The organism is Jiella sonneratiae, from assembly GCF_017353515.1.
Lineage (GTDB): Bacteria > Pseudomonadota > Alphaproteobacteria > Rhizobiales > Rhizobiaceae > Jiella > Jiella sonneratiae.
Genome location: NZ_JAFMPY010000024.1, coordinates 41,362 through 65,651, shown reverse-complemented (window position 1 = coordinate 65,651; position 24,290 = coordinate 41,362). Strand labels below are relative to the sequence as shown.

Here is a 24,290-nt window from a genome sequence, read left to right as displayed (position 1 = left end):
CGATTGCCCCCGAAAGTCAGGGGCAATTTGTCAATCCTATGGCCGATTTCCCGCGATCTTGATGCGTCGAGTGAGCATGAAAGCCCGGCGGCGCCGGGCTTTGCGCCCGATCTCCGTGGCGAAGGCCCGGCCCGTCTCCCCGATGCGCCCGACGGCCAATTCATACGAAGGCGGGGCCGGTCGGCGAGAGGTCGATGCCGCGTCGCGGCTTGGTGAAGGCGAGCTGCGCCGGCGACAGCGGGACGGGGCCGGGCGCCGTCGCCAGGAGGATCGCCGCCGCCATCGGCTCGAAGCCGGGCCTGAAGCCGGCCGAACTCTTGACCACGAGGATTGCCTGCGCCGCCGGATCGATCCCGACGAAGCGGAACATCTCCGGGCCGGTCATGGGCAGCCGGCGGCTCGTCACCACGATCGAGACGCCGCCGATCCTGAGGCAGGCGGATCTGCCGGCCAGCATGCGCCTGGAGCGGCGCGGGCCTTCGACCATGGAAAAGCTACCGTCGGCAATCGCCGTCACCTCGAAGACGCCGGGGAAGGGGCTGTCGCCGAAGACCGCCTTCGAGCCGCCGAGCGAGGCGACGATCGTCGCCCCGACGCCGGCTTCGTGGGCGAGTGCGGCGACGGCCGGATCGAAGATCGCGCCGATCGCGGCCCGCTCCGCCCCGGTTTCGACGAGCGCCTTCAGCATGCCGGTGGTGTTGGCGTCGCTGCCGCAGTCGGGGTCGTCCTGGACGTCGGCCACGACGACCGGCCGCGAGGCGCACGCCGCGATGCGCCGGGCCTCCTCGACGGCTTCGAGCGGCTCGAAGGTCGTGCCGGCATAGGCGAGGCGCATCGCGCAGACCTTGTCGTAGACGGCGGCCGCGGCAGTCCCGGCGGCCGCCTCGTCATCGGCATAGGCGACGACCGAGGGGCCGCAATGCGGCACGTCGGCGACGGGAAAGCCGCTGAGGAAATTCAGCGAGGCGACGGGACCGCCGCAGAGCTCGGCGACCATCCGGTAGAGCGAGGCGCTGGGCTCCATGCCCGTCGGCTGCCAGACGAGCGGGATGAGGAACGGCAGGTGCCTGACGCTCCTGGCGTAACGGGTTCCGGCAAGCATCGAGGACAGAAGCACGGCGGCTTGCCGGCCGGTCGCGGCCATGTCGGTATGCGGGCAGGTTCGGCATGCGACCAGCGCGTCGGCCTGGTCGATCAGCGTCGCCGAGAGGTTGGCGTGGAGATCGACGCTGGCGACGATCGGCACCTTTGGGCCGACGACCTCCCGCACCCGCGCCAGGAGCTCGCCGTCGCCGTCGTCGATATGTTCGGCGACCATCGCGCCGCTGAGGTCGAGATAGACGCCGTCGAGGGGGAGCGCCGCGGCGAGCGCCGCGATCAGCCTCGCCGCGATCGTCTCGAAGGCGTCCTCGGTGACGTGGGCGCATGACGCGGTGGCGCACCAGAGCGTCGGGGCGAGCAGCCAGCCCCGCGACCCTGCCTCCGCGACGAAGCCGGCCGTCGCCACGTCGTTGCCGCGCGTCACTGCAATGATGTCGTCGCCGGTGCAGAGCGGCAGGCCGCCGTCGCCGTCCGTGAAGGCGGCGAGGTCCGCCATCGTCGGCGCGAACGTGTTCGTTTCGTGAAGGAACCCGCCGATTGCGATGCGGGGAGCCGACACCGGAGTCATCCGTCCACCTTCCAGCCGATGTCGACGGCGCCTCTCCGGGCCAGCGACAGTATTTCCAGCGCATCCCGCATTAAAGGCTCGGGAGCGAGCAGCGGGCGGGCGAGCGGGGGCGACGATCCGCTCCGCTCGGCCGCGACCGGACGCAGGGGCAGCGTCGCACCTGCAGACGATCCCGGGTCGATCCGGCTGGCGCTTCTGTTGAGATATATCGTATTTCTGAGTGTCTAGTTACCCGGCTACGGAATTCTGCGTCATGCCGACGTTTTCGCCGGCGCTCCGCAATACATGGACGAAACCCAGCGTCCGCCGGAGAGTGCCGCAGCGGCCACAAAAGGCTCCGGACCGCCGCGCGACCTGCGCCCGTCGCCCGCCCCGCCCGGCACGCCCAGTGCGTTTGGCGGAAGCGGATCACCCGCCTGACGGACGCCCGGCGAGGGTGACGAAGCGAAATCCATCTTGAGGAATGATTCCAATGTAAAGAATGATTCAGGGGCGACTTTAATTCACCGTTGACGGTTGAATGCTCTCCTTCCAGCCGAAAGCGGAGAGACGTCATGTCGAGGGCGATCATCAACCTCATTTCCGTCAAGCGCCAGCAACTCGCGGCGCTTGCGGCGGGTCTTGTTGCCTTCGTCTTGCTCTGCCTCGGCCTCGCCAATCTGGGGCTGCATATTGCCGATACGGCGATCGATCGCGAGAGCCGGCAGCTGCTGCAGCCGCTCGTCGATCGCAGTCGGAACATGGTTTCGGTGTTCGCCAGTCTCCAGACCGAGATGACGGCGGCGCCGTGCAGCCCGCAGTTCGTCGAAGAAATGCGCCGCATTTCGCTGCGGCCGGACGGCTTGCACGAATTCGCCTATGTCCGCGGCGGCGAGGTCCTGTGCTCCGTCAGCGCCGGGCGCCTGACCCGGCCGGTCCGGCTCGAAGATCCGGACACGACACTGCCGGGGAAAGACATCGCGACCGACTTGTGGATGGACCTCGATCTCGGCGAATTCGGCTTTGCCGGCGTCAGCGGCACGATCGTCAAGAGGGGGTCCTTCGCGATCGCCTATCCGAGGCCGAACGATCCCGCGCCGTCACTCCCCTGGCTCAACGCGGAATGGGGTCTGAAGGACGCGACCGGCCGATTCTGGCATCGCGGCGGCGCCGAGGGTCTCTACGAAGCAACTGCCGGCCTGCCGGCCTGGGATCTCCTGTCGCTGGTGCCGGCCATCCACGCCAGTGTCTGCGACGAGGAGGCGGGTAATCTCTGCGTCGTTGCGGCGGCACCGCTTGCGGCGCTCGCGGCGGAAGGATGGCCGTTCCTCGCGATCGGCCTCGTGCTGGCGACGCTCGCGGCGCTCGGCATCGCCGGCCAGACGCGGGATGCGCTGGCCCGCCGCTGGTCGTTCCGGTCCCGCTTCCTCCGTACCCTCGGGCCCGACACCGTCTTCTGCCTCTACCAGCCGATCGTCAGCCTCGCCACCGGCGAGGTCGAGGCGTGCGAGGTGCTCGCCCGCTGGCGCGACGTCGACGGCAGCATCGTCGCGCCCGGCAACTTCATCCCGATCGTCGAAAAAAGCGGGCTGACACTGGAATTCACCCGCATGGTGGTCGAGCGCGCCTATCGCGAACTCTCGGCGAGCGACCTCGACGGCCCGCCGATCTACGTCACCTTCAACGTTTTCCCCTGCGACCTCCCCAAGCCGGGGCTCGCGGCCATCTTCGCGCCCTTCGCCGGCCAGCCGGAGCGGTTCGTCGCGGTGGCGGAACTCGTCGAGAGCGAGGAGATCGACGCCGCCGCCATGCAGGCGCAGATCGACGATCTGCGGGCGGCCGGGATCAAGGTCCTGATCGACGACTTCGGCTCGGGCTACTCGAACATCAAGAACCTCGCCGACATCTCGGTGGACGGGGTGAAGATCGACCGCGGCTTCGCCATGGCGCCCGACGGCACGGTGGCGGCGAAGATGCTGGATCTCGCCATCGAGATGATCGAAACGGCGGGCCGCACGATCGTCGTCGAGGGAATCGAGACCGAGGAGCGGCTCCAGCAGCTGCGGCGCAACCATCCCTCGGTCGGCTACGTCCAGGGTTTCCATCTCTCGCGGCCGATCGACATTGCGAGCTTCGTCCGGTTCCGGCGGCAGGCCGTGCCGGCCGGGCACGCACGGCGGCGCGGCGAGCATCCGGTGGTCAGCCTTGCCGAGGTGCGCGCACGCGGCGCGATGACGGCGGCGCTTCCGGCCTCCTGACCCCGGCCTCCTGACCCCGGCCTCGCCGGCCGCGGCCTGCGCGGGCCCGGCAACGGCCCGTCTCGCCGGTTCCTTGGATCGGCCGTCGATCAATCCGGTTCGTCGTCGCCGCCATCTTCGACGCCGATGCCGTCCTCCTCCGGTTCCGCGGCGTTCGGGTCGACCCGCCGCCGCGCACCCCATCGATCGAGGACGGCATTGATGTCGCCGGCGACGAAGAAGCGCGCGGCGTCCCGATCGTAGCCGTCGTCCATCAACGCGTCGTAGTCGGTGTATTCGTGTCGGGCGCGCGCGACCGCCGCCAGCCAGACGGCGGTCTCGGCCGGAAGGCTGCGCATGTGGCGCGACCGCGCGGCCTCGCGGATGTGCTCGGCGTCAATGAAGGGCGCGCGCGGGATCATCGCCGTCACCGCCCGGGCGATCCGCCGCTGTCGCTCCGTCGCCATCGCCTCACTCCGCGTCCGGCCGGTCGACCGAGGCGTGATACGGTTTCACGTCGACGAGCGGCGTCTCGTCGACGACGTCGATCGCGTCGAGCCGCACGATACCGGCCGCGACGTCGATGGATTCGATCCGCGCCAGGTGAAGCCCGATCGGGTTCGGCCGGACGGGCGAACGCAGCGAGAAGGTGCCGCGCGCCGCCTCCAGATGGCGCGGCTTCTGCAGGGCGAGGTCGCGCCGCGCGCCGTGCAGCCAGCTGAGGCAGAAGACGTGATCGCCGGCGGCAAGGCCGGCGAGCGCCTCGCGGAACGGCGCGTCGACCTCGAGCCACGCCGCGCCCGCATGTCCCGCCGCCAGCGCCGCGCGGCGGTTCTTCGGGCACTGGTCGAGCGTCCGGTAGGGCGAGCGCAGCCGGCCGATGAAGCCGAGGCGGGCATCGTCGGGCGCGGGCACTGCGGCGGAGAACGGTTCTTCGCCGGGGCGGGTGGGGCGTGAGAGCGATGTCGTCAGATGCGGTCTCCCGGATCTCGGCGTTGCGGCCGGACGGACCGCCGGCTCGCCGCGGCGCCGTCATCTCGCCGGACAGCCCGGGCAGCCCGGGGCGGACGGTTTTCTTGCACGCTCAATCGGAATTTCCTTGCATCATGAAGCCGCTTCACATAAACATATCTTTATATCGTAATCGAGCGAGCCATGCTGGACATCCGCAAATCCGCCTTCGAGCCATTCGTCGATCTGCTTCGCGCCGCCGCCGAGCCGACGCGGCTGCGGCTGCTCGTCGTGCTCTCGGCGGCCGATCTGACCGTCAGCGAGCTTACGACGATTCTCGGCCAGTCGCAGCCTCGGATTTCGCGTCATCTGAAGCTGCTTGCCGAAGCCGGCCTGATCTCGCGCTACCAGGAGGGATCCTGGGCGTTCTTCCGCGCCTCCGACGATCCGGTCGCGCTGCCGATCCTGCGCGCGCTGGTCGGCTGGGTGGATCCGGGCGACCCGGTGCTCGCCCGCGACGCCGAGCGGCTGGAAGACGTGCGGGCACGGCGTGCGGAACGGGCGGCGGACTATTTCGCCCGCAATGCCGAGGAATGGGACGGCATCCGCAAGCTGCACGTCTCGGATGCCGAGGTCGAGGCCGCCATCGTCGAGGCGCTCGGGACCAAGCGCTTCGACACGCTGCTCGACGTCGGGACCGGTACCGGCCGGATGCTCGAGCTCTTCGCGCCGCGGGCCGAGCGGGCCGTCGGGATCGACTCCTCCCGCGAGATGCTGGCGGTGGCCCGCGCCAAGCTCGACTCCGCCAAGATCGGCAACGCCCAGGTGCGCCTCGGCAGCGTCTATCACCTGCCGATCGAGCGGGGCGGCTTCGACCTCGTCGTCATCCATCAGGTGCTGCACTATCTCGACGATCCGGCCCGGGCCGTGCGCGAGGCGGCGGGGGCGCTGGCGCCGGGCGGGCGGCTGCTGATCATCGACTTCGCGCCGCACGATCTGGAATTCCTTCGCAGCCAGCATGCGCATCTGCGGCTCGGCTTTTCCGAACAGTCGCTGTCATCCTTCGTCGAGGCGGCCGGCCTGCGGCTGCGGCTGCTGCGCCATCTGGAATCGAAGCGCACGGACGCCGCCGAGCTCACCGTGACGATCCTTCTCGCCGAGGACGAGCGGTTGCTCGTCGCCGGCGACGCCCGCCACACCTCCATGACAAGCTGAGGACAAACGCCATGAGCCCTGCCAACGTCCTGTCGAATTCCGGCATCAACGTCTCGTTCGAATTCTTCCCGCCGAAGACGGAGAAGATGGAGGAGACGCTGTGGCATTCGATCGAGCGGCTCGCTCCGATGCAGCCGAAATTCGTCTCGGTCACCTATGGCGCCGGCGGCTCGACGCGCGAGCGCACCCACCACACCATCGAGCGCATCCTCGCCGAGACGGCGCTGGTGCCGGCGGCGCATCTGACCTGCGTCGACGCTTCGCGCGAGGAGGTCGACGAAGTGGTGCGCCAGTATCGCGACACCGGCGTGAGGCATTTCGTGGCGCTGCGCGGCGACAGCCAGGCGGGCGTCGGCGGCACCTACGTTCCGCGCGCCGACGGCTACCGCAACGCCGCCGAACTCGTCGCCGGCCTCAAGGCGATCGACGACTTCGAGATCTCGGTCTCGGCCTATCCCGAGAAGCATCCCGAGAGCCCGGACTTCGCCACCGACATCGATCTCTTGAAGCGCAAGGTCGACGCCGGCGCGACGCGGGCGATCACCCAGTTCTTCTTCGACAACGACGTCTTCGAGCGCTACGTCGAGCGCGCCCGCCGGGCGGGCATCTACATCCCGATCGTTCCGGGCATCGCGCCGATCCACGACTTCACCAAAATCGCGCGTTTCGCCGGGGCCTGCGGCGCCGGCATTCCCGACTGGCTGGCCCGCCGCTTCGACGGGCTGGAGACCGACGAAAAGACCCGCTCCCACGTCGCGGCCGCCTTCTGCGCCGAGCAGGTCCTCGACCTGACGCGCCGCGGCATTTCGGACTTCCATTTCTACACGATGAACCGGGCCGACCTCGTCTATTCGATCTGCCACATCCTCGGCCTGCGCGCGGCGCTGCCGACCGGACAGGCGAAGGCGGCCGCCGCCTGACGAAAGATCCGCTCCGGCCCGCCGGACCATCGATCGGACAGAGAAAAGGCCGGGTTCGCCCCGGCCTTTTCCGTTTCTCCCGCGTCGATGCGCGGGGTCTGGTCTGCGGCTCCATCCGCGGCTGCAAGCGGCCCGTCCTGTCGGTCAGGACCGCTCTGCCGCCATTTCGCCGGGGCCGCCCGTCAGGGCAGATATCCGGCCACCATGGCGGCGAGGAAGGCGAAGGCCGCGCAGATCATGATGACATTCAGCGAACGCGTGAGTTGCATGGCTGTCTGGCTCCTCGTGGCATTCATGGGGACAGGTTAATCGACGGCGGCGATCCGTAAAGGCAAAATCGTCGCTGCACCGCCGCATGAAACCATGGCGGGCGGCCAAGTTCCGCGGAATATTGGGAAAACGCGTTGCTGCGAATGCTTCAGTTGCGGCGCGAATCGTCCCGAATCGGGACATTGTTCCCGACTATTCGTGTCAGACTCTCGTCACTTTTGTTGAGAAATCGGCGCGTCGATCAGCCGTTCGAGACGTGTGGCGACGCTCAGCGCCAGAGCGTCCCGGCCGAATCGCGCGACGACGGAGACCCCGAGGGGGAGACCCGCGGCCGACGCGATGCCGGCGACGTTGACGACGGGATTGCCGGTCAGGGTCCAGAGCTTGTTCATCAGCGCGTCGCCGGTGCTTTCCAGCGTCAGCGGCGCCGGGCCGAGCGCCGACGGCGCGATCAGGACGTCGACCGTCTCGAACAGCGCCGATGCGGCCTTGCGGCCGATGCGTGCCGCCCGCCGGGCCTCGTCGTAGGCCGCCGGCGCGATCGTCGCGCCCTGGTCGAGGATCGCGCCGAGCTTCGGCCCGAGCCGCTGGCGATGGTTGCGAAACTCGTCCGACAGGTCGAGCACCGCCTCGTATCCCTGCACCGTCCCGTGCGCGTCGCGCGCTTCGGCAAGGGCGCCCGGTTCCTCCACCGTGACGAGGCGGGCGCCGGACGCCTCCAACAGCCGCGCCGCCTCGGCGACGGCGTCGTGCATCATCGGCTCGACCGCGTCGTCGACGGCGCTTCGATAGACGCCGACCGTCAGGCCGCTCGCATCGTCGTCCCGGACGCGCTCGCCGGAAAGGTCGCGGCCGGTGATCGCCGAGGCGGCGAAGGCGAGGTCGGCGACGGTCGCCGCGAAGAGCCCGGCGGTGTCGAGGGTGTAGGAGAAGGTCTTCATGCCGATCGTCGGCAGCAGGCGAAAGCTCGGCTTGAACGCCGCGACGCCGCAGAACGAGGCGGGGCGGATCACCGAGCCGCCGGTCTGCGAGCCGAAGGCGAGCGGCACCATGCCCGCCGCGACCGCCGCCGCCGAGCCCGAGGACGAGCCGCCGGGCGTGTGCGCGAGATTGCGGGGATTGCGCGTCGGCGTCGGATCGAGGCTCGCAAATTCGGTCGTCGTCGTCTTGCCGAGGATCGCGGCGCCCGCGAGCCGTGCCATCGAGACCAGCGAGGCGTCCGCCACCGGCCGATGGTCGCGATAGACCGGCGAACCGTGTTCGGTCGCCATGTCCCGCGTATCGTAGATGTCCTTGACGCCGACGGCGACGCCGGCGAGCGGGCCCGTCGCGGCTCCGGCGGCCGCAAGGCTCTCCTCCGGGGCGAGCCGCAGGAAGGCCCCGATCGCCGCGTCGCCGGCCGCAACGCGCGCGCGGGCGGCGGCAATCTCGGCCGCCGGGTTCGATCGCCCCTGAGCGACGGCCGCGACGATCGTCGCAAGTCTCGGTGCGGGCACGTCGTGGCGGTCGGGCATGGTCGGGTATTCCCTCGGTTTGGCGGGCGGACCGGCTCAAGGCCCCGGCCGTTAGAGCATCGGGACCCGCACGCCGCAAGCAGGCGCGGCCTTGAGCCTGCCGGACCGACACGGTCCAGCCCGGCCGGACATGCCCGGCAGGGTTCGACCTTCGCGCCGGATGCCCCATGTTCCCGCCCGCACCATCTCGGAGACGAGCGCTTGCAGAGCTTTGCCACGGCGAAGGACGCCGCCCTGACCCTGCGCCCGGATGCGCCGGTCTATTGCTTCCGGCCAGACGTCCTGACCGCCGACGCGCGGTCCTTCGTGACGGCGTTTCCGGGCAAGACGGCCTATGCCGTCAAGACGAACGGCGAGCCGATGGTGCTCGAGACGCTGGCAAAAGCGGGGATTGCGACCTTCGACGTCGCCTCGCCCGGCGAGTTCGCCGCCGTCCGGGCGGCGATGCCAGGGGCCGAGATGCTCTACATGCATCCGGTGAAGGCGCAGTCGGACATCCGTCTCGCGCTCGAGACCTATGGTATCCGCACCCTCTCGCTCGACCACGAGGACGAGGTGGCGAAGATCCTCAGGATCGTGCGGGCGCTCGACATCGATCCGGGCACCGTCACCCTCTTCGTCCGCATCCAGACCAAGGGCCACGCCGCCTACGAATTGTCGAAGAAGTTCGGTGCCGCGCCCGCCCATGCGGTCGAGTTGCTGCAGCGTTGCCACAAGATCGGCTTCAAGGTCGGCCTGTGCTTCCATGTCGGCTCGCAGATCGAGGATCCCGACACCTACGAGCGGGCGCTCGCCTCGGCCGACTGGGTGCGCAACCGCGCCGACGTGCCGCTCGCCGGCCTCGACGTCGGCGGCGGGTTCCCGGCCGAATACGGCCACGATCCGCGCCGCAGGAAGAAGGAGATGCCGGGCTTTGCCGACATCATGGAGCGGCTGAAGGCCGATCTCGGCGAATGGGGCTTTTCCGACCTGCCGCTGGTCGCCGAGCCCGGCCGGGTCGTCGTCGCCAGGGCCTTCTCGCTCATCGTCCGGGTGCTTCTGAGGAAGGGCCGCCGGCTCTACATCAACGACGGCATCTGGGCGTCATTGTCGGATTCGTGGACCGGCAAGATCACCCTGCCGGCGCGCTTCATCCCCGACCCCGCCCGCAACAGCCGCAACGGCGACCCGGAAAAGATCGGCGCGTTCAAGGTCTGCGGCGCGACCTGCGATTCGGTCGACATCCTGTCGCGGCCGTTCTGGCTGCCCGAGACCGTCGACACCGGCGACTGGATCGAGATCGGCCACATCGGCGCCTATTCCCTGTCGCTGAGGACCCGCTTCAACGGCTTCTACCCGGACACCTTCGTGACGGTGGCGACGCCCTTCGACGAGGGCGAGGCGGCCGAGGGCTACGCCAGCCTCGAGACGATGGCGGATTGATCCGCCTCGGTCGGTCCTTCGGCCGAGCCGCCGCCCTGCCGCGGCGCGTCACCGTTTCGGGGTGATGTCCTTCATCGGCCGCACGTCGCCCCGGTCGTCGATCAGGCCGTCCTCGCCGAAGTGGTCGAGGATGATCGCGAGATTCTTGCGGTTCGACTTGAAGAAGAAGTCGAAGACGTCGCCGACGAGCGGGATCGCGCCGCCGAACGTGTCGATGCCGACATTGGCCAGCATCCGGGCGAGCTTGTGGGCGGGCAAACCGAGGCGTCTCGCCTCGTTGACGATCCACAGCGAGACCATCGCGGTGGCGGCGTCGCCGACGCCGGGAACCAGGCCGACGATCGAATCGCCGCCGAAGCTGATCCCGGTGCCGGGAATGCGGATCGCCGTGTCCATCAGCCGGGCGACCCTCGCGACGCGCCGCAGCCGGCGAAGATGATCCGCCTCGTGGAAAGCACCGGCATGGGCAAAAGTCGCGCTCATCTTGAAGACGTCTCCCGTGGTCTCGTCGCCGTTCTGGCCGCGACGGGTCAACACGCGATATGGGTGGGCGGTTCCTTGATCGAAAGAGCCGCGCTCCGACAAATCCTCCGGCGGCCGTCCCATTCCGTTCCGCGACCTTCTCGATGGCGGGCCAACTGACCGGCGTTCTTGCGGCAAGGCCGGTCCGATCGCGGCGGCGGTTGAAGGCATCGGGCGATCGCCCGCATGCTCGTTCTGCTACAACCGCCCCCTGACGCGATTCGGCTGGAGACGCCCATGGAAGAGACCGCCGGCGGGGCCCCCGTCGACCTGACCGTCATCGCCTTCGTCATCCTCGTCGCGGTGCTGGCGGGCCTCGGCCTGATGCGGCTGAAGCAGCCGCCGCTCGTCGGCTTCATCCTCGCCGGCGTCCTGCTCGGCCCGTCCGGCCTCGGCTTCGTGTCGACCGCCGACGAGAACGTCACGCTGCTCGCCGAGATGGGCGTGCTCATGCTGCTGTTCTTCATCGGCATGGAACTCTCGCTGAAAGCCTTCGTCGCGACGCTGAAACCGGCTTTGCTCATCGCCGGCGGCCAGCTCGCCGCCGCCATGGCGATCACCTTCGGGCTGAAGCTCATCTCCGACGCCACCTATGCCGAGGCGATCATCCTCGGCTTCATCATCGCGCTGTCGTCGACCGTGGTCGCGATGAAGATGCTCGAGGACATCGGCGAGCTGAGGTCCGAGCCCGGGCGGATCGCCGTCGGCGTGCTCATCGCCCAGGATCTCGCGGTGGTGCCGATGCTGCTCGTCGCGACCTCGCTCGGCGGCAGCGGCGAGGTCGCATGGTTCAGCCTCTGCCTGAAGATCATGGTGGCCGTGGCGGTGCTCGCCGGCCTTCTGTGGTATCTCGGCCGGCGGCCGAAGCTGAAGCCGTCCTTCGCGGCGGCTGTCGAGGACAAGGTCGAGATCCTCGCCCTCGGATCGCTCGCCTTCTGTTTCGCCGCCGCCTCGGTCTCCGGCTGGATCGGCCTCTCACCCGCCTACGGCGCCTTCATCGCCGGCCTCGTCGTCGGTGCCTCGACGCTGCGCTCGCCGGTGATCCACGTCGTCGAACCGATCCAGTCGATTCTCCTCGTGGTGTTTTTCCTGTCGATCGGTCTCCTCATCGATCTCGACTACATCGTCGAGAATGTCGAACTCGTCGCCGTGGCGGCGGTCTTCGTCGTCCTCGTCAAGACGATCTTCAACGTCCTGTTCATCCGCCTCGCCGGACTGCCGCACAAGACCGCCGTCGAGGCCGGCCTGTCGATGGCGCAGATCGGCGAATTCTCCTTCGTCCTGGCGGCGGCGGCCTATGCCTCGCGCGCGATCGGCGGCGACGTCTATCGTCTTGCTCTGGCGGTCACGGCGATCACCCTGCTGGTCTCGCCGGCCTGGATGGCGCTGACCCGGCACATCGAGGGCGAGGCGCGCTTCGGCTACCGGCAGTTTCGCGAAGCGCTGGCGGAGATCTACGAGGATCGGGTCGAAGACGTCGAGGATCTCGGCTTCTGGCTGCGGGTGCGGGGACGGGCGCTCCGCCGCACCTATCGGCGCCGGCGCGCCGCGCGCCAAAGGGCCGCCGAAGAGCGCACGGCTGCCGGGGCGGGGGCCGCAGGGGAGGGTGAACAGCCGGGCGAGTGAGCGCCGCCCGTCGCCGTTTCGTCTGGCGCGTCGCGATGCCGGGCATCGCCGGCTCCACGCGGCAATGTCCGGGAAATTGCGGCTTGAACTGCGGCCGGGTCTTCTGCTTGTCCTGTCCGCGGGGAGGGCGCGCCAGCGCGCCTCGCGCATGATCCCGAAAAGTGGGAACCGGTTTTCGGAAGAGATCATGCGGAAATGAGAAAAGAGAGAGCGGGACGGCGGGCGAGGCCCCTCATCCTTGCTTGAGGGGTACTGCCGTCCCGGCGCCGAGGGGAACGCCCGACATGAACGAGACGCCGGATGCGACGAAGAGGGCGGCGGCGGGCCCGGATTTTCGCCGCCACGTCTTCTACATCCACGGCTTCGACCCCCGCGGCACGCCGGTCTATTACGGCCATTTCCGCGACGGCCTTCGGCCTGCCTCGCGCCGCTGGGGACGCGCGATCGTGATCGCCGGGACCGACGCGGAGGCGCTGGCGCACGGCGCCTGGACCGTGACGTCGCATGCGGCGCCCGACGGTCCGCTGGTCGAGACCCGCTACGAGATGCTCGACTGGACCGACATCGTCGGCCGCTACTGGTTTCCCCGCCGCCAGCTCCGGCTTGCCGGCGAAGCCTTCCGCTTTGCCTGGACGACCTTCAGGCGCGGCATCCTGAAGCGCTTCTACCGGCCGGCCTGGGCGTTGTTCGTCGCGATCCTGATGACGCCCGCATTGATTCTCGCAACGCTGGTTTTCGGGGCGCTGACCGCCACGCTCGCCGGCGCCGGTGCGGCGGCGGCCGCCACTTTCCTCGGCGCGACGGGCTTCGTCGCGGCCTTTGCCGGCCTTTTCGCCGCGCTCGCCGTCGTTCTCGGCGTCGCGGCCGGATGGAATCGCCTGCGCGCCTGGCTCAACATCTGGTGGGTCACCCGCTTTCTCGGCTATCTTCGCGGCATGGCGGACGGACGGTTCGAACGCTCCGGGGAGAGGGCGGAAGAATTTGCAAGGCGCATGCTCGCCGTGTGGGAGAGCGGCGAGGCGGACGAAATCCTCGTCGTCGGCCACAGCCTGGGTGCGGTCTGGCTGGTGCGTGCGGCGGCGCGGCTCCTCGACCTGCTTCCCGGGGAGGCACGGGCGGCGGAGAACGCGCCGAGGATCGTGCTCCTGACTCTCGGACACACGGTGCCGCTCTATACGCTGCTCGGCGGCGACGCGGCCTTCCGCCGCGACCTTTCGGCGCTCGCCACCAGCGAGCGGGTGCGGCTGCTCGACGTCACCTCCGGCTCCGATCCGGGCTCGAGCTGCCGCATCCCGCTGATCGAGGGGATCGACCTTTCGGGCCGCCAGAGCCGCGTGATCTCGCGCGAGCCGGACTTCCACGACATCCTCGAGCCGGAAACCTTCCGCCGCATCCGCATGCGGCCGCTCGACTTCCACTTCCAGTATCTCAAACCCTCAGAGCGCGGCCACGGCTTCGACTATTTCGAACTCGTCACCCGTCCGTGCCCGATCGAGACGAGCATTCTTCAGCCATGAACGACCGCGGCGAAAAGTTCTCCCCCGTCCTGCCGAAGGCGCAGGAGGCCCACCCGACGCACCCGCTGGAGCGCATCCGCGGGCATCTGCGGTCGAGCCTCGGACTGTTCCTGAAAGGCAGCTACGACTTCGTCGGCGTCAGCCGGCATGCCATCCCGAAGCTGCCCTTCGTGCGCCGCAGGGAGCTCTACAACGTCCGCGATCCGGAGGTGATCCGCGAGATCCTCGTCAAGCGCTACAGGGAGTTTCCGAAAGGCGAGATGATGGAGCGGATGATGCGCAAGCTCTCCGGCTATTCCATCTTCGTTTCGAACGGCGAGGCGTGGGAAAGGCACCGGCGCATCGTCGACCAGGCCTTCGACAATGCCGGCGTGAGGAACGTCTTCGGCCTCATGCGCGACGCCGCCGATGCCTCGATCGCCCGCCTCTCGGCCGACGCCGGCACCGGCCGCGAGATCGCCATCGACGCCGAGATGACGCATTTCGCCGGCGACGTCATCTTCCGCACGATCTTTTCCGAGCCGATGTCGAGCGACGACGCGCGGCGGATCTTTTCGGCCTTCGACGCCTTCCAGGCGATCGCCTTCGCACAGGGGATGATCGGCCTCGTCGGCGTGCCGATCCACTGGCTGTGGTCGAACCGGCGGGCCCGCAGGATGGCGCGGGAGATCCGCGACGTCCTGAACGGCCCTCTGCAGCGCCGGCTGAAGGCGGTGCGCGAGGGCAGGCCGGTGCCGACCAACGACATCCTCTCCGTGCTGATGACCGCCGAAGACCCCGTCACCCGGACGAAGTTCGAGGGCGAGGAACTGCTCGACCAGATCGCCATGCTGTTCCTCGCCGGCCACGAGACCTCGGCGGCGGGACTTGCCTGGGCGCTCTACTGCCTGGCGCACCGGCTGGACACGCAGGTCGAGATGCGGGCGGAGGCGCGGGCGGTCCTCGGCGACCGTCAGCCGGAATTTTCCGACATGAAGCGGCTCGAAAAGACCCGCGACGTGTTCCGCGAGGTGCTGCGCCTCTATCCGCCGATCGCCTATCTCTCCCGCGACACCGAAAAGCCCGAGCGGCTGGGCGACCAGGAGGTTCCCTGCGGCTCGCCGGTGGTCGTGCCGATCTGGCTGATGCATCGCCACACCGGCTACTGGCAGGACGCCAACGACTTCCAGCCCGACCGCTTCACCAGGCCCGAGACGCGCGAGGCGCAGCGCTGCGCCTACATGCCGTTCTCGATGGGCGCGCGGGTCTGCGTCGGTGCGGCCTTCGCCATGCAGGAGGCGACGCTGGTGCTCGCCGAGATCCTGCGCCGCTTCGAGATCCGCCCCGTCGCCGGCCACGAGCCCGAACCGGTCTCGCGCCTGACAGTCAGGTCAGAGAACGGAATCAGGATCTTCCTCGACCGGCCGCGATGAACGCGACGGGACAGCGGGGCAGGTCCGGGTAGATCTGCCGTCATCCCCGGCCGATGCCGCGAAGAATTCTGCCCGCGCTTGCATAATCTCCCAACTTTCAACATGATCTTCGCAGACGCGAAAGATCGACGGAAGTGTTTTGACTCGCGACCAGTGGGGAGGGCAGATGGCCGAGGGGGAAAAGTTCCACATCGTATTCGTCAAACCGACGCATTACGACGACGACGGCTATCCGCTGCAGTGGAGGCGTTCCACCATCCCGGCCAATTCGCTCGCGTGCCTCAACGGTATTGCGAAGGACTGTATCCGGCGAAAGGTGCTCGGCGATACCGAGGTGGTCATCCACACGATCGACGAGACGAATACCCGCATCCGGCCGAAGAAGATCATCGAGATGATCGCTGCCGACGGCGGCCGGGGCATGCTCGCCCTCGTCGGCGTCCAGTCGAACCAGTTTCCCCGCGCCGTCGATCTCGCGCGGCCGTTCCTCGCCGCCGGCGTGCCCGTCTGTCTCGGCGGTTTCCACGTCGCCGGATCGCTGGCGATGCTGGACGGCATTCCGCCGGAGATCGAGGAAGCCAGCCGCATGGGCATCTCGATGTTCGTCGGCGAGGCCGAGGGCGGCCGCTTCGACCAGGTGCTGCGCGACGCCCATGCCGGCAGGCTGCAGCCCTACTACCGGCACGGGGCCGACCTTCCGAACCTCGAGGGATCGGAAATCCCGTTCCTCGACCGTGCGCAGGTCGAGAAGACCTTCGGCCTCTATTCGAGCTTCGACATCGGCCGCGGCTGCCCCTTCCAGTGCTCCTTCTGCACCATCATCAACGTGCAGGGGCGGGTCAGCCGGTTCCGGTCCGCCGACGATTTGGAGAAGATCGTGCGCGCCAACTGGGCGATCGGCGTCGACCTGTTCTTCGTCACCGACGACAATCTCGCCCGCAACCGCAACTGGGAGGCCTTCTTCGACCGGCTGATCCTGTTGCGGGAAAAGCACGGCATCAAGATCCGCATGCAGATCCAGGTGGACACGCGCTGCCACAAGATCCCCGGCTTCATCGACAAGGCGGTGCGCGCCGGCGTCGACCAGGTCTTCGTCGGGATGGAGAACATCAATCCCGACAACCTCATGGCGGTGAAGAAGAACCAAAACAAGATCGTCGAATATCGCGAGATGTTTCTGGAGTGGAAGCAGCGCTCGGTGATGATCACCGTCGGCTACATCATCGGCTTTCCGAACGACACGCGGGAATCGATCCTGCACGACGTCGACGTGATCAAGCGCGAGCTGCCGATCGACCTCATCTATTTCACCAACCTGACGCCGCTGCCGGGCAGCGAAGACCACCAGACCCTGTCGAAGAAGGGCGTCTGGATGGACCCGGACCTCAACAAATACGACCTCAACCACCGCGTCACCCATCACGAGAAGATGTCGGACGCCGAATGGGACAAGGTCTATGAGGAGGTCTGGGGCCGCTTCTATTCGTGGGATCACATCGCGACGATCATGAAGCGGATGCGGGCGACCGGATCCGTCCGCAAGATGATGCTGCTGTTCCGCATCCTCGGCTATCGCAACTATCACATGATCTACGGCGTCCATCCGCTGGAAGGCGGCTATCTGCGGGTCAAGTCGCGGCGCGACCGCCGCCACGGCATGAAGCCGGAAAATCCGCTGATCTTCTATCCGCGCTACGCCTTCTCGGAGGCGCGGGCGATCGTCCTGATGTTCAGGGACTACGTGCGGATGAAGCGGATGGCCGACCGGATCTGGGCCGATCCGGCCGCCGGGGAGTATCGCGACCTCGCCATCACCCCGCCCGATGCGGACGAGTTGAACCTCGCCCTCTACTCGGAGACCCGCGGGACGTCGGCCGAGATCGCCCGCATGCAGCGCCAGGAGGCGCTGATCCAGAAGGCCCGGGCGAAGAAGGCCGAGGCGGCCTGACACCGGCGCTTTAAGTTGGACATCGAACCGTCGCGGCAGATTGACGCGGCGGCCGTCCACGCTGTCGCTCGCCTGCCCTGAAGCGCGCATTTCGGCCGGGAGAGCCCCGCGCTCTCGCGGCCATGGCTTCGCCCGATCCTTGGTGAATGCGATCTCTGCTCTCTTGCCGGACGTCTTGCGGCATCGCTGCGGCTGCCTGTGGATAGTCTCGCAGATCGTAAAGAGAGTTGACGACTAATCAAAAGCCTAGCACGATAGCTCAATCAAAATGCATGCCTTTCGTTTGTGCAGCGAGGCAACTCTTCGCGCTCGTCTCTGACGTGGATGGGTTCTTTCTTTCGAGGCGTCGACGTCTCGTTGCGATTTTCTGAGCTCGGCGGACGGCCGGTACGCTCGTCGCGGAAAGGAATCCCGCATGTCCCTTACCATGAAGATTTTGATCGGAATGCTCGCCGGCGTCGTCGTCGGCGCGGCAATCAACACGGCTGACGTGGCCTTCCTGAACGACTACGTCGTCGGCGGCTTCTTCGCCATGATCGGCACGATGTTCGTCAACGCCTTGAAGCTGCTGGTCGTGCCGCTGGTGTTCTTCTCGCTGATCTGCGGCGTCGCCGGCATCGGCGATATCCGGCTGCTCGGCCGGGTCGGCGGCAAATCTTTCGGCCTCTACATCTTCACCACGGCGGTGGCGATCGCCATCGCCATCCTGATTGCTCAGATCGTCGGCCCGGGACAGGGCTTCGAGATGCAGGGTGTCGAGGCCGGCAGCGTCACCGCCAAGGAGGCGCCGTCGGTCTGGGAGGTCTTCGCCAACATCGTTCCCACCAACCCGATCCAGGCCTTCGCCGCGGGCGAGATGCTGCAGATCATCTTCTACACGGTGCTGCTCGGCGTCGCCGTGGTGATGCTGGGTGACCAGTCGGCGCCGTTCATCCGCGCCTGCGAATACATGAACGAGGTGATGATGAAGATCGTCTCCATCGTCATGGCCGCCGCCCCCTATGGCGTCTTCTGCCTGATCGCCAAGACCTTCGCCGAACAGGGCATCGATCTGTTCGTGCCGGTGATGGCCTATGTCGGCACGCTGGTCGGAGCGCTGTTCCTGCATCTCTTCGTCACGCTGATGATCCTCCTGAAGCTTCTGTCGGGGCTCAACCCCTTCACCTTCATGCGAAAGATGCGGCCGGCCCAGATCTTCGCCTTCTCGACCGCGAGCTCCAACGCCACCATCCCGGTCACCCTGCAATGCGTGACCGAGCGCATCGGCGTGAAGAACTCCGTCGCCTCCTTCACGATTCCCTTCGGGGCGACGATCAACATGGACGGCACGGCGATCATGCAGGGCGTCGCCACCGTCTTCCTCGCCAATGTCTACGGCATCGAGCTCGGCATCTCCGGCTATCTGACGGTGATCGCCATGGCCGTTCTCGCCTCGATCGGTACCGCCGGCGTGCCGGGCGTCGGCCTGGTGATGCTGACAATGGTGCTCAACCAGGTCGGCCTGCCGATCGAGGGCATCGCGCTGATCCTCGGAGTCGACCGGCTGATGGACATGATCCGCACGGCGGTGAACATCACCGGCGACGCGGTGGTCTCGACCATCGTCGCCAAGATGGAGGGCGAGTTCGACCAGGCGGTCTTCGATGATCCGAACGCCGGGATCGAGACCGACCACGATCTCGACATCGACCACGCGGCCGAGGAGCGGCTCGCCGGCGAGGCGCGGCGCCATCCGCGCCCGCAGCCGGCGACCTGAGCGTCCGGCAGGATTTTTGAACTCATGCGGTTTCCGGCAGATCACTTCGTGAAGCCGGAAACAAAGACGCTCATTCGCCGCGCGGGCTCGATACGAGCCCCGCTCTCATCGAGCGGATCGCGTATCATGCGTTCGGGGCGGCTGGCGACGGCCGCCCCGTTTCGTCGCGCCCGGCAGCCGGCCTGCGAGCTTTCCGGCGGCGCGGTCGAGGCTGGCGCGCTTGCGCCTCCTGCGCCTCGCGACCATGGAACGGGCGCGCGACAGGCGCGAGCGACGCGACGAGAACAGGAATTCGGCGATGGATTTCGAGGCGGCCCGCATCAGGATGGTCGACAATCAGATCAGGACGACGGACGTCACCAGTCACCAGATCCTGAGGGCGTTCCTGGAGGTCAAGCGCGAGGAGTTCCTCCCGGCTTCGCGCCGCTCGCTCGCCTATATCGACGACGACGTGCCGCTCGGCGACGGTCGCTACGTGATGGAGCCGTCGCCCCTCGCCAAGCTGCTGCAGCTCGCGGCCATCGACAGGGACGACGTCGTCCTCGACGTCGGCTGCAACACCGGCTACTCGTCGGCGATCATCTCGCATCTGGCGAGTTCCGTCGTGGCGCTGGAGGAGAATCCGGAACTCGCCGCAGCCGCGACCGATAATCTCGCCAGGCTCGACTACGTCACCTGCGCCGTCGTCGAGAACGCCCTGGTGGAGGGCTGCCCGGCCGAGGCGCCCTACGACGTCATCTTCTTCGAAGGATCGGTCGAGACGCTGCCGGACACCTATTTCGCGCAGTTGAAGAACGGCGGCCGGATGGTCGTCGTGCGCGGCGTCGGCAATTCCGCCGATGCTATGCTCTACGTGAAGGACGCCGAGGGCGTGGTGTCCGAGCGCTTCGCCTTCAACTGCGCGGTCAAGCCTCTGCCGAGCTTCCGCCGCAAGCTGGAATTCGTTTTCTAAACATTGTTAGGGTGCGTTGCAGATTTGTCCCGGTCGCATGAAAAGCGGCCCTGTTGCGTCAAAGTGAGACCGGTTCGTTCATCGCTTCGGCTATTAGCTTCGGGCAGGCGGTTCGAAATCGGGACATCGCGCTTACGATGACCTCGCCGGACCGGATCGCGTTCCAGCCCGGAGTATCGATTGGTGCTGAAGAAGTTTTCCCTCCTCGCCCTCCTCTCGGCATCCGCGATGGTCGGAGCCAGCCTCCCCGTTAGCGCGGAAACCTTGTCCGGGGCCCTCGCCAAGGCCTATTCCAACAACCAGGACCTCAATGCGGCGCGGGCCCAGCTCCGTGCCACCGACGAGAGTGTGCCCCAGGCGAAGGCCGGCCTGCGCCCGACGGTCTCGGGCGTCGGCAATCTGAGCGCGACGAAGAGCCGGACGACCTACGGCGACGGCATTCCCAGCGTGAAGAACACCACCTATGCGTGGAGTGCCGGCATTCAGATCAACCAGACGATCTTCGACGGCTTCCAGACCCCCAACAACATCCGCTCCGCCAAGGCGCAGGTGAAGGCGTCGCAGTTCAACCTGGTCAACACGACGCAGAACACGCTGCTCAGCGCCGTCACGGACTACATGAACGTCATCCGCGACCGGCAGATCGCCGATCTGAGGCGCCAGAACCTCAACTTCCTCAGCGAGCAGGTCCGGGCGGCGCGGGCCCGCTTCGAGGTCGGCGAGGGCACCCGCACCGACGTCGCCCAGGCCGAGTCGCAGCAGGCGCTGGCGACGGCGCTGCTCAACAGCGCGCTGTCCGCCGTCGCCTCGAGCGAGGCGTCCTATTTCCAGGACGTCGGCGACGCGCCGACCAAGCTGTCGCCGGCCAGCGCGCCGCTCCGGCTGCTGCCGCGCTCGGTCGCCAACGCCTATTCGCTGGCGCAGCGTCAGCATCCGGCGATCCTCGCGACCCTCGCCTCGGTCGATGCGGCGGCCTACCAGGTGAAGTCGGCGGAAGGCGCGCTGCTGCCGCAGGTCAGCCTGTCGGGCAACGTCACCAACAGCTATGCGGCGAGCGACACGGACCCGAACCCGTCGAGCCTGCCCGGCGTGGACGTCCAGACCTCGAACGAGGTCTCGGCGACGGTCGGCGCCCAGATCACCATCCCGATCTATCAGGGCGGCGCGGCGAGCTCGCTGGTCCGCCAGTACAAGGAGACGCTCGGCCAGCGCCGGATCGAGGTCGATTCGACGCGCGACGAGGTGCGCGCCGCCGTCGCCTCTTCCTGGGCGCAGCTCGAGGCCGCCAAGGCGAACATCACCGGCTATCAGGCGCAGGTCCGGGCCGCCCGCCTTGCCCTGCAGGGCGTGATCGAGGAGCGCAACGTCGGCCAGCGCACGACCCTCGACGTGCTCGATTCGCAGGCCGACCTGATCTCGGCGCAGATCCTGCTCGTCGGCTCGGAGCGCGACGAGGTGGTCGCCGCCTACACGCTGATGTCCTCGGTCGGGCTGCTCACCCTCGACCACCTGAAGCTCGCGGCGACCAAATATGAGCCGAACGACCACTATATCGAGGTCGAGGACAAATGGTTCGGCCTGCGCACGCCCGACGGCCGCTGAGCCGGGCCGCCCTGCGTCGTTAGGTTCGCCTGACCTTTTTGGGTCTGACCGCCCGGGCCCGAGCGCGCGGCCCGGACGGTGGAAACTGCGGCCGTCAGACCTCGGGCGCCGGCTCGGCCGGGGCACGGCCTTCGCCCGCCTCTCCGCCGTGGCGGATGCCTGTCCGCAGCCGGCTCGACAGCAGGGCGAGGACGAGGAAGATCGCCACCTCGTACCAGATCGAGGCACCGAAGGCGTCGCGATAGGCGGTCGCGCCGCTCGCCGCCCTGCCGACCGTTCCGAAGAAGATCTCGCCGTTCACCGCGACGCCGAGTGCCGCGCCGACCTGCTGGAAGGACTGCAGCGCGCCGGATCCCGAGCCGGCGTCGCGGGTCTCGACGACCGTCAGGATGGTCGCGAAGAGCGGCGCGACGGTCGTCCCCATGCCGAGGCCGCAGAAGAGCAGCGGGCCGAAGATGCTCCAGTGGCCGATCTCGTCCGTCACCCCGGAGACGACGACGGAGAGGCCCGCCATGCCCGCCGCGAGCACCAGCGGCCCGGCGATCAGCCGGGCCTTGGCGAAGCGCGATCCGAAGCGGCCGGCGATCAGCGAGGCGATGAACACGCCGATCGGGAAGGGGACGGTCGCCAGGCCGGATTCGAGCGGCGAATAGCCGTAGCCGACCTGCAGAAACACCGCGATGACGAAGAAGAAGCCGGGAATGCCGGCAAAGAGGCTCGCCGTCATGGCGAGGCCGAGCAGGAAATGGCGGTTGCGGATGAGGCTGATCGGCAAGAGCTGCGTCGCCCGCTGCCGCTCCCGGTGCCGTTCCCAGAACACGAAGGCGGTGGCGAAGCCGACCGAGGCGGCCATCGACGCGAAGCACCAGAGCGGCCAGCCGAATTCGCGTCCCTCGACCAGCGGAATGATGATCGCAAAGACCGTGGCGGCGGCGAAGAGCACGCCGACGACGTCGACCGGCTCGCGCCGGCCGGGCGCGACGTCGGGGATCAGCCGCCAGCCGGCGAGCACCGCGAAGATGCCGATCGGCAGGTTCACCAGGAAGATCGGCCGCCAGGCGAGGTGGTAGAAGTCGGCCGAGATCAGCGCTCCGCCGGCGAGCGGGCCTGCGACCGAGGCGATGCCGGCGGTGACGCCGAAGAAGGAGAAGGCAAAGCCCCGCTCCTTCGGCGGGAAGGTCACCTGCACGAGGGCGAGGACCTGCGGCATCATCATCGCCGCCGTCAGTCCCTGGAAGAGCCGGGCGGCGATCAGCGTCTCCGTCGTCGGGCTGACGCCGCAGAAGGCCGAGCCGAGCGTGAAGCCGGCGACGCCGAGGAGGAACATCCGCTTGCGGCCGACGACGTCGCCGAGCCGGCCGAAGGGCAGGAGGCCGAGCGCGAAGGCGATGATGTAGCCCGCGACCACCCACTCGATCTCGGAGCTCGCCGCGCCGAGATCCTCGCGAAGGCTGGGGATCGCGACGTTGACGATGGTGACGTCGATGAGATTCATGAAGCCGGCGAGGAGCAGCACTGCGAGAATGATCCAGCGGCGCGGATCGGGTTCGGCCGCGGCCGGCCTGTCGGTATGCGTCAAGGCGACGTCCTTCCGGAAGAATGCGAGGTTGCGGCCGTTTTCGGTCACGAGTGCCCGCTCGACAAGGGCGGGCCGAGGCGGCGGCGGCCGGCCGACCGCGGCGGATCGCGCGGAAAGCTGGTGAAACCGGGTTGCGGCCGGCCCTGCGGGGATTCACCTCGGGCGATGAACGACATAGGCTTCGCGCATGATTCGGGAGTTACCAAACGATCGACGCCAACCCTGCGGGAGCCTTTCATGAGCAACGCGCTGCCGGCCCGAGATCAATCGATGGACGAGATCCTGGCTTCGATCCGCCGGATCATCGAAACCGGGGACGAGCGCCTGGCGCGTCAGGCCTCGGCGGTCAAGTCCGTCGCCCATGCGCCGGAGCGACCGACGAGCGGCAGCGGCGCGGCCGTCTCCGGACGGGCCGCCGACGTCGCGGCAATGCCCGGCCACGAGCCGGCGCCGGCAGGGGACGAGATCGCCGAAGCCCGGCTGCGCGCCGAAAAGCTGCTTTCTGCCGGCGAACAGGCTTTCAACGACGAGGCCCGCGCGGCCTTGCCGATGTCGGATGCCTCGCGCGTCTCGGCCAACGCGCCGCGGGCGATCCGGCGCCCGGCGCCCGGCGGCGCCGACGCTATGCCGGAATGGCCGCAGGCGATCGCCGCCAACGACCGCTACGTCGAGGCCGTCGCCGAGATGTTCGTCGACGAGTTCGACGAGACGGGTTTCGCCGACGAGCTGTTGCGGGGCGCGGTCAACGGCGAAGCGCAGCCGGCTGCGGGCGAGATGCAGGCGGAAACCGCCGAGGCATGGCAGGACGAAGCCGAGGACGAGGCCGAGACGCAAGGACATTTCGCCCCGGCCGCCGCCGCGCCTGCGCACGCCGAACACGCCGAGCACGTTGCCGCAGCGCCGCTCGACGAGGGCATCCGCGTCGCCCACGCTCTCGTCTCGCGCGATGCCGGCGAGCGGGTCGCGGCCTCCTTCTCCGATCTCGCGGCGGCGATCCGCGACGAACATCTGCGCGACACCGATTCCATCGTCCGCGAGGTGCTCCGGCCGATGCTGCAGGAGTGGCTGGACGAGAACCTGCCGCGGCTGGTGGAAAGCCTCGTGCGCGAGGAGATCGAGCGCATCGCCCGCGGCGGCAAGCGCTGAGCGCGGCGAGAACGGAATTCTTCAGCTTCGGGGCGGGGCGCTCACCTTGCGGT

General features: G+C 68.1%; 18 protein-coding genes. 12 read left to right on the top strand and 6 right to left on the bottom strand.

The window, feature by feature from the left end; genetic code table 11:
• Positions 1-160: 160 nt before the first annotated feature.
• Positions 161-1,669, bottom strand: coding sequence for a M81 family metallopeptidase (locus tag J1C47_RS18865; protein ID WP_207352339.1), 1,509 nt, complete (start codon positions 1,667-1,669; stop codon positions 161-163).
• Positions 1,670-2,223: 554 nt separating this feature from the next.
• On the opposite strand from J1C47_RS18865, the gene J1C47_RS18860 reads away from it, so the two are divergent.
• Positions 2,224-3,906, top strand: coding sequence for an EAL domain-containing protein (locus J1C47_RS18860; protein WP_207352338.1), 1,683 nt, complete (start codon positions 2,224-2,226; stop codon positions 3,904-3,906).
• Between the two features lie 89 nt (positions 3,907-3,995).
• On the opposite strand, the gene J1C47_RS18855 is transcribed toward J1C47_RS18860, so the two are convergent.
• Both J1C47_RS18855 and tsaA read right to left on the bottom strand, forming a co-directional pair.
• On the bottom strand, positions 3,996-4,352 hold the full coding sequence (locus J1C47_RS18855) for a DUF2293 domain-containing protein (protein ID WP_207352337.1): 357 nt from the start codon (positions 4,350-4,352) through the stop codon (positions 3,996-3,998).
• Positions 4,353-4,356: 4 nt separating this feature from the next.
• Complete coding sequence (gene tsaA / locus J1C47_RS18850) at positions 4,357-4,800, bottom strand: tRNA (N6-threonylcarbamoyladenosine(37)-N6)-methyltransferase TrmO (RefSeq protein WP_342592019.1); 444 nt, start codon at positions 4,798-4,800, stop codon at positions 4,357-4,359.
• 240 nt (positions 4,801-5,040) lie between these two features.
• On the opposite strand from tsaA, the gene J1C47_RS18845 reads away from it, so the two are divergent.
• Positions 5,041-6,051 (top strand): ArsR/SmtB family transcription factor, encoded by a 1,011-nt coding sequence (locus tag J1C47_RS18845; RefSeq protein ID WP_207352336.1) that lies wholly within the window; start codon positions 5,041-5,043, stop codon positions 6,049-6,051.
• Positions 6,052-6,062: 11 nt separating this feature from the next.
• Positions 6,063-6,971 carry a methylenetetrahydrofolate reductase [NAD(P)H] gene (gene metF, locus J1C47_RS18840; RefSeq protein ID WP_207352335.1) on the top strand — a complete coding sequence of 303 codons (909 nt, stop codon included), beginning with the start codon at positions 6,063-6,065 and terminating at the stop codon, positions 6,969-6,971.
• Between the two features lie 482 nt (positions 6,972-7,453).
• On the opposite strand, the gene J1C47_RS18835 is transcribed toward metF, so the two are convergent.
• A complete protein-coding gene (locus tag J1C47_RS18835; protein WP_207352334.1) occupies positions 7,454-8,755 on the bottom strand; it encodes an amidase in 1,302 nt (433 codons plus the stop codon).
• Between the two features lie 201 nt (positions 8,756-8,956).
• Between J1C47_RS18835 and J1C47_RS18830 the strand changes: the two genes are divergently transcribed.
• Positions 8,957-10,177 (top strand): alanine racemase, encoded by a 1,221-nt coding sequence (locus J1C47_RS18830; protein ID WP_207352333.1) that lies wholly within the window; start codon positions 8,957-8,959, stop codon positions 10,175-10,177.
• Positions 10,178-10,225: 48 nt separating this feature from the next.
• On the opposite strand, the gene J1C47_RS18825 is transcribed toward J1C47_RS18830, so the two are convergent.
• Positions 10,226-10,660, bottom strand: a complete 435-nt coding sequence (locus tag J1C47_RS18825) for a DUF4112 domain-containing protein (RefSeq protein ID WP_207352332.1) — start codon at positions 10,658-10,660, stop codon at positions 10,226-10,228.
• Positions 10,661-10,936: 276 nt separating this feature from the next.
• Here J1C47_RS18825 and J1C47_RS18820 point away from each other — a divergent pair, with 276 nt between their 5' ends.
• From J1C47_RS18820 to J1C47_RS18790, 7 genes are all read left to right on the top strand, one after another.
• Positions 10,937-12,325, top strand: coding sequence for a cation:proton antiporter (locus tag J1C47_RS18820; RefSeq protein ID WP_245396666.1), 1,389 nt, complete (start codon positions 10,937-10,939; stop codon positions 12,323-12,325).
• Between the two features lie 284 nt (positions 12,326-12,609).
• Positions 12,610-13,842 (top strand): hypothetical protein, encoded by a 1,233-nt coding sequence (locus J1C47_RS18815; protein WP_207352330.1) that lies wholly within the window; start codon positions 12,610-12,612, stop codon positions 13,840-13,842.
• Positions 13,839-15,254 (top strand): cytochrome P450, encoded by a 1,416-nt coding sequence (locus J1C47_RS18810; RefSeq protein ID WP_207352329.1) that lies wholly within the window; start codon positions 13,839-13,841, stop codon positions 15,252-15,254. The genes J1C47_RS18815 and J1C47_RS18810 overlap by 4 nt, the downstream gene beginning before the upstream one ends.
• A 166-nt stretch (positions 15,255-15,420) precedes the next feature.
• The gene (locus J1C47_RS18805) at positions 15,421-17,202 is read left to right on the top strand and encodes a B12-binding domain-containing radical SAM protein (RefSeq protein ID WP_207352328.1); all 1,782 of its coding nucleotides are present in this window, start codon (positions 15,421-15,423) and stop codon (positions 17,200-17,202) included.
• A 415-nt stretch (positions 17,203-17,617) separates the two neighbouring features.
• Entirely contained in the window at positions 17,618-18,958 is a 1,341-nt protein-coding gene (locus J1C47_RS18800) for a dicarboxylate/amino acid:cation symporter (protein ID WP_207352327.1), read from the top strand.
• Positions 18,959-19,256: 298 nt separating this feature from the next.
• Entirely contained in the window at positions 19,257-19,910 is a 654-nt protein-coding gene (locus tag J1C47_RS18795) for a protein-L-isoaspartate O-methyltransferase family protein (protein ID WP_207352350.1), read from the top strand.
• Positions 19,911-20,138: 228 nt separating this feature from the next.
• Positions 20,139-21,512, top strand: coding sequence for a TolC family outer membrane protein (locus tag J1C47_RS18790; RefSeq protein ID WP_207352349.1), 1,374 nt, complete (start codon positions 20,139-20,141; stop codon positions 21,510-21,512).
• Positions 21,513-21,606: 94 nt separating this feature from the next.
• On the opposite strand, the gene J1C47_RS18785 is transcribed toward J1C47_RS18790, so the two are convergent.
• Positions 21,607-23,091 (bottom strand): MFS transporter, encoded by a 1,485-nt coding sequence (locus tag J1C47_RS18785; protein WP_245396665.1) that lies wholly within the window; start codon positions 23,089-23,091, stop codon positions 21,607-21,609.
• Between the two features lie 237 nt (positions 23,092-23,328).
• Here J1C47_RS18785 and J1C47_RS18780 point away from each other — a divergent pair, with 237 nt between their 5' ends.
• Positions 23,329-24,237, top strand: coding sequence for a PopZ family protein (locus J1C47_RS18780; protein ID WP_207352326.1), 909 nt, complete (start codon positions 23,329-23,331; stop codon positions 24,235-24,237).
• The last annotated feature ends 53 nt before the right edge of the window (positions 24,238-24,290 follow it).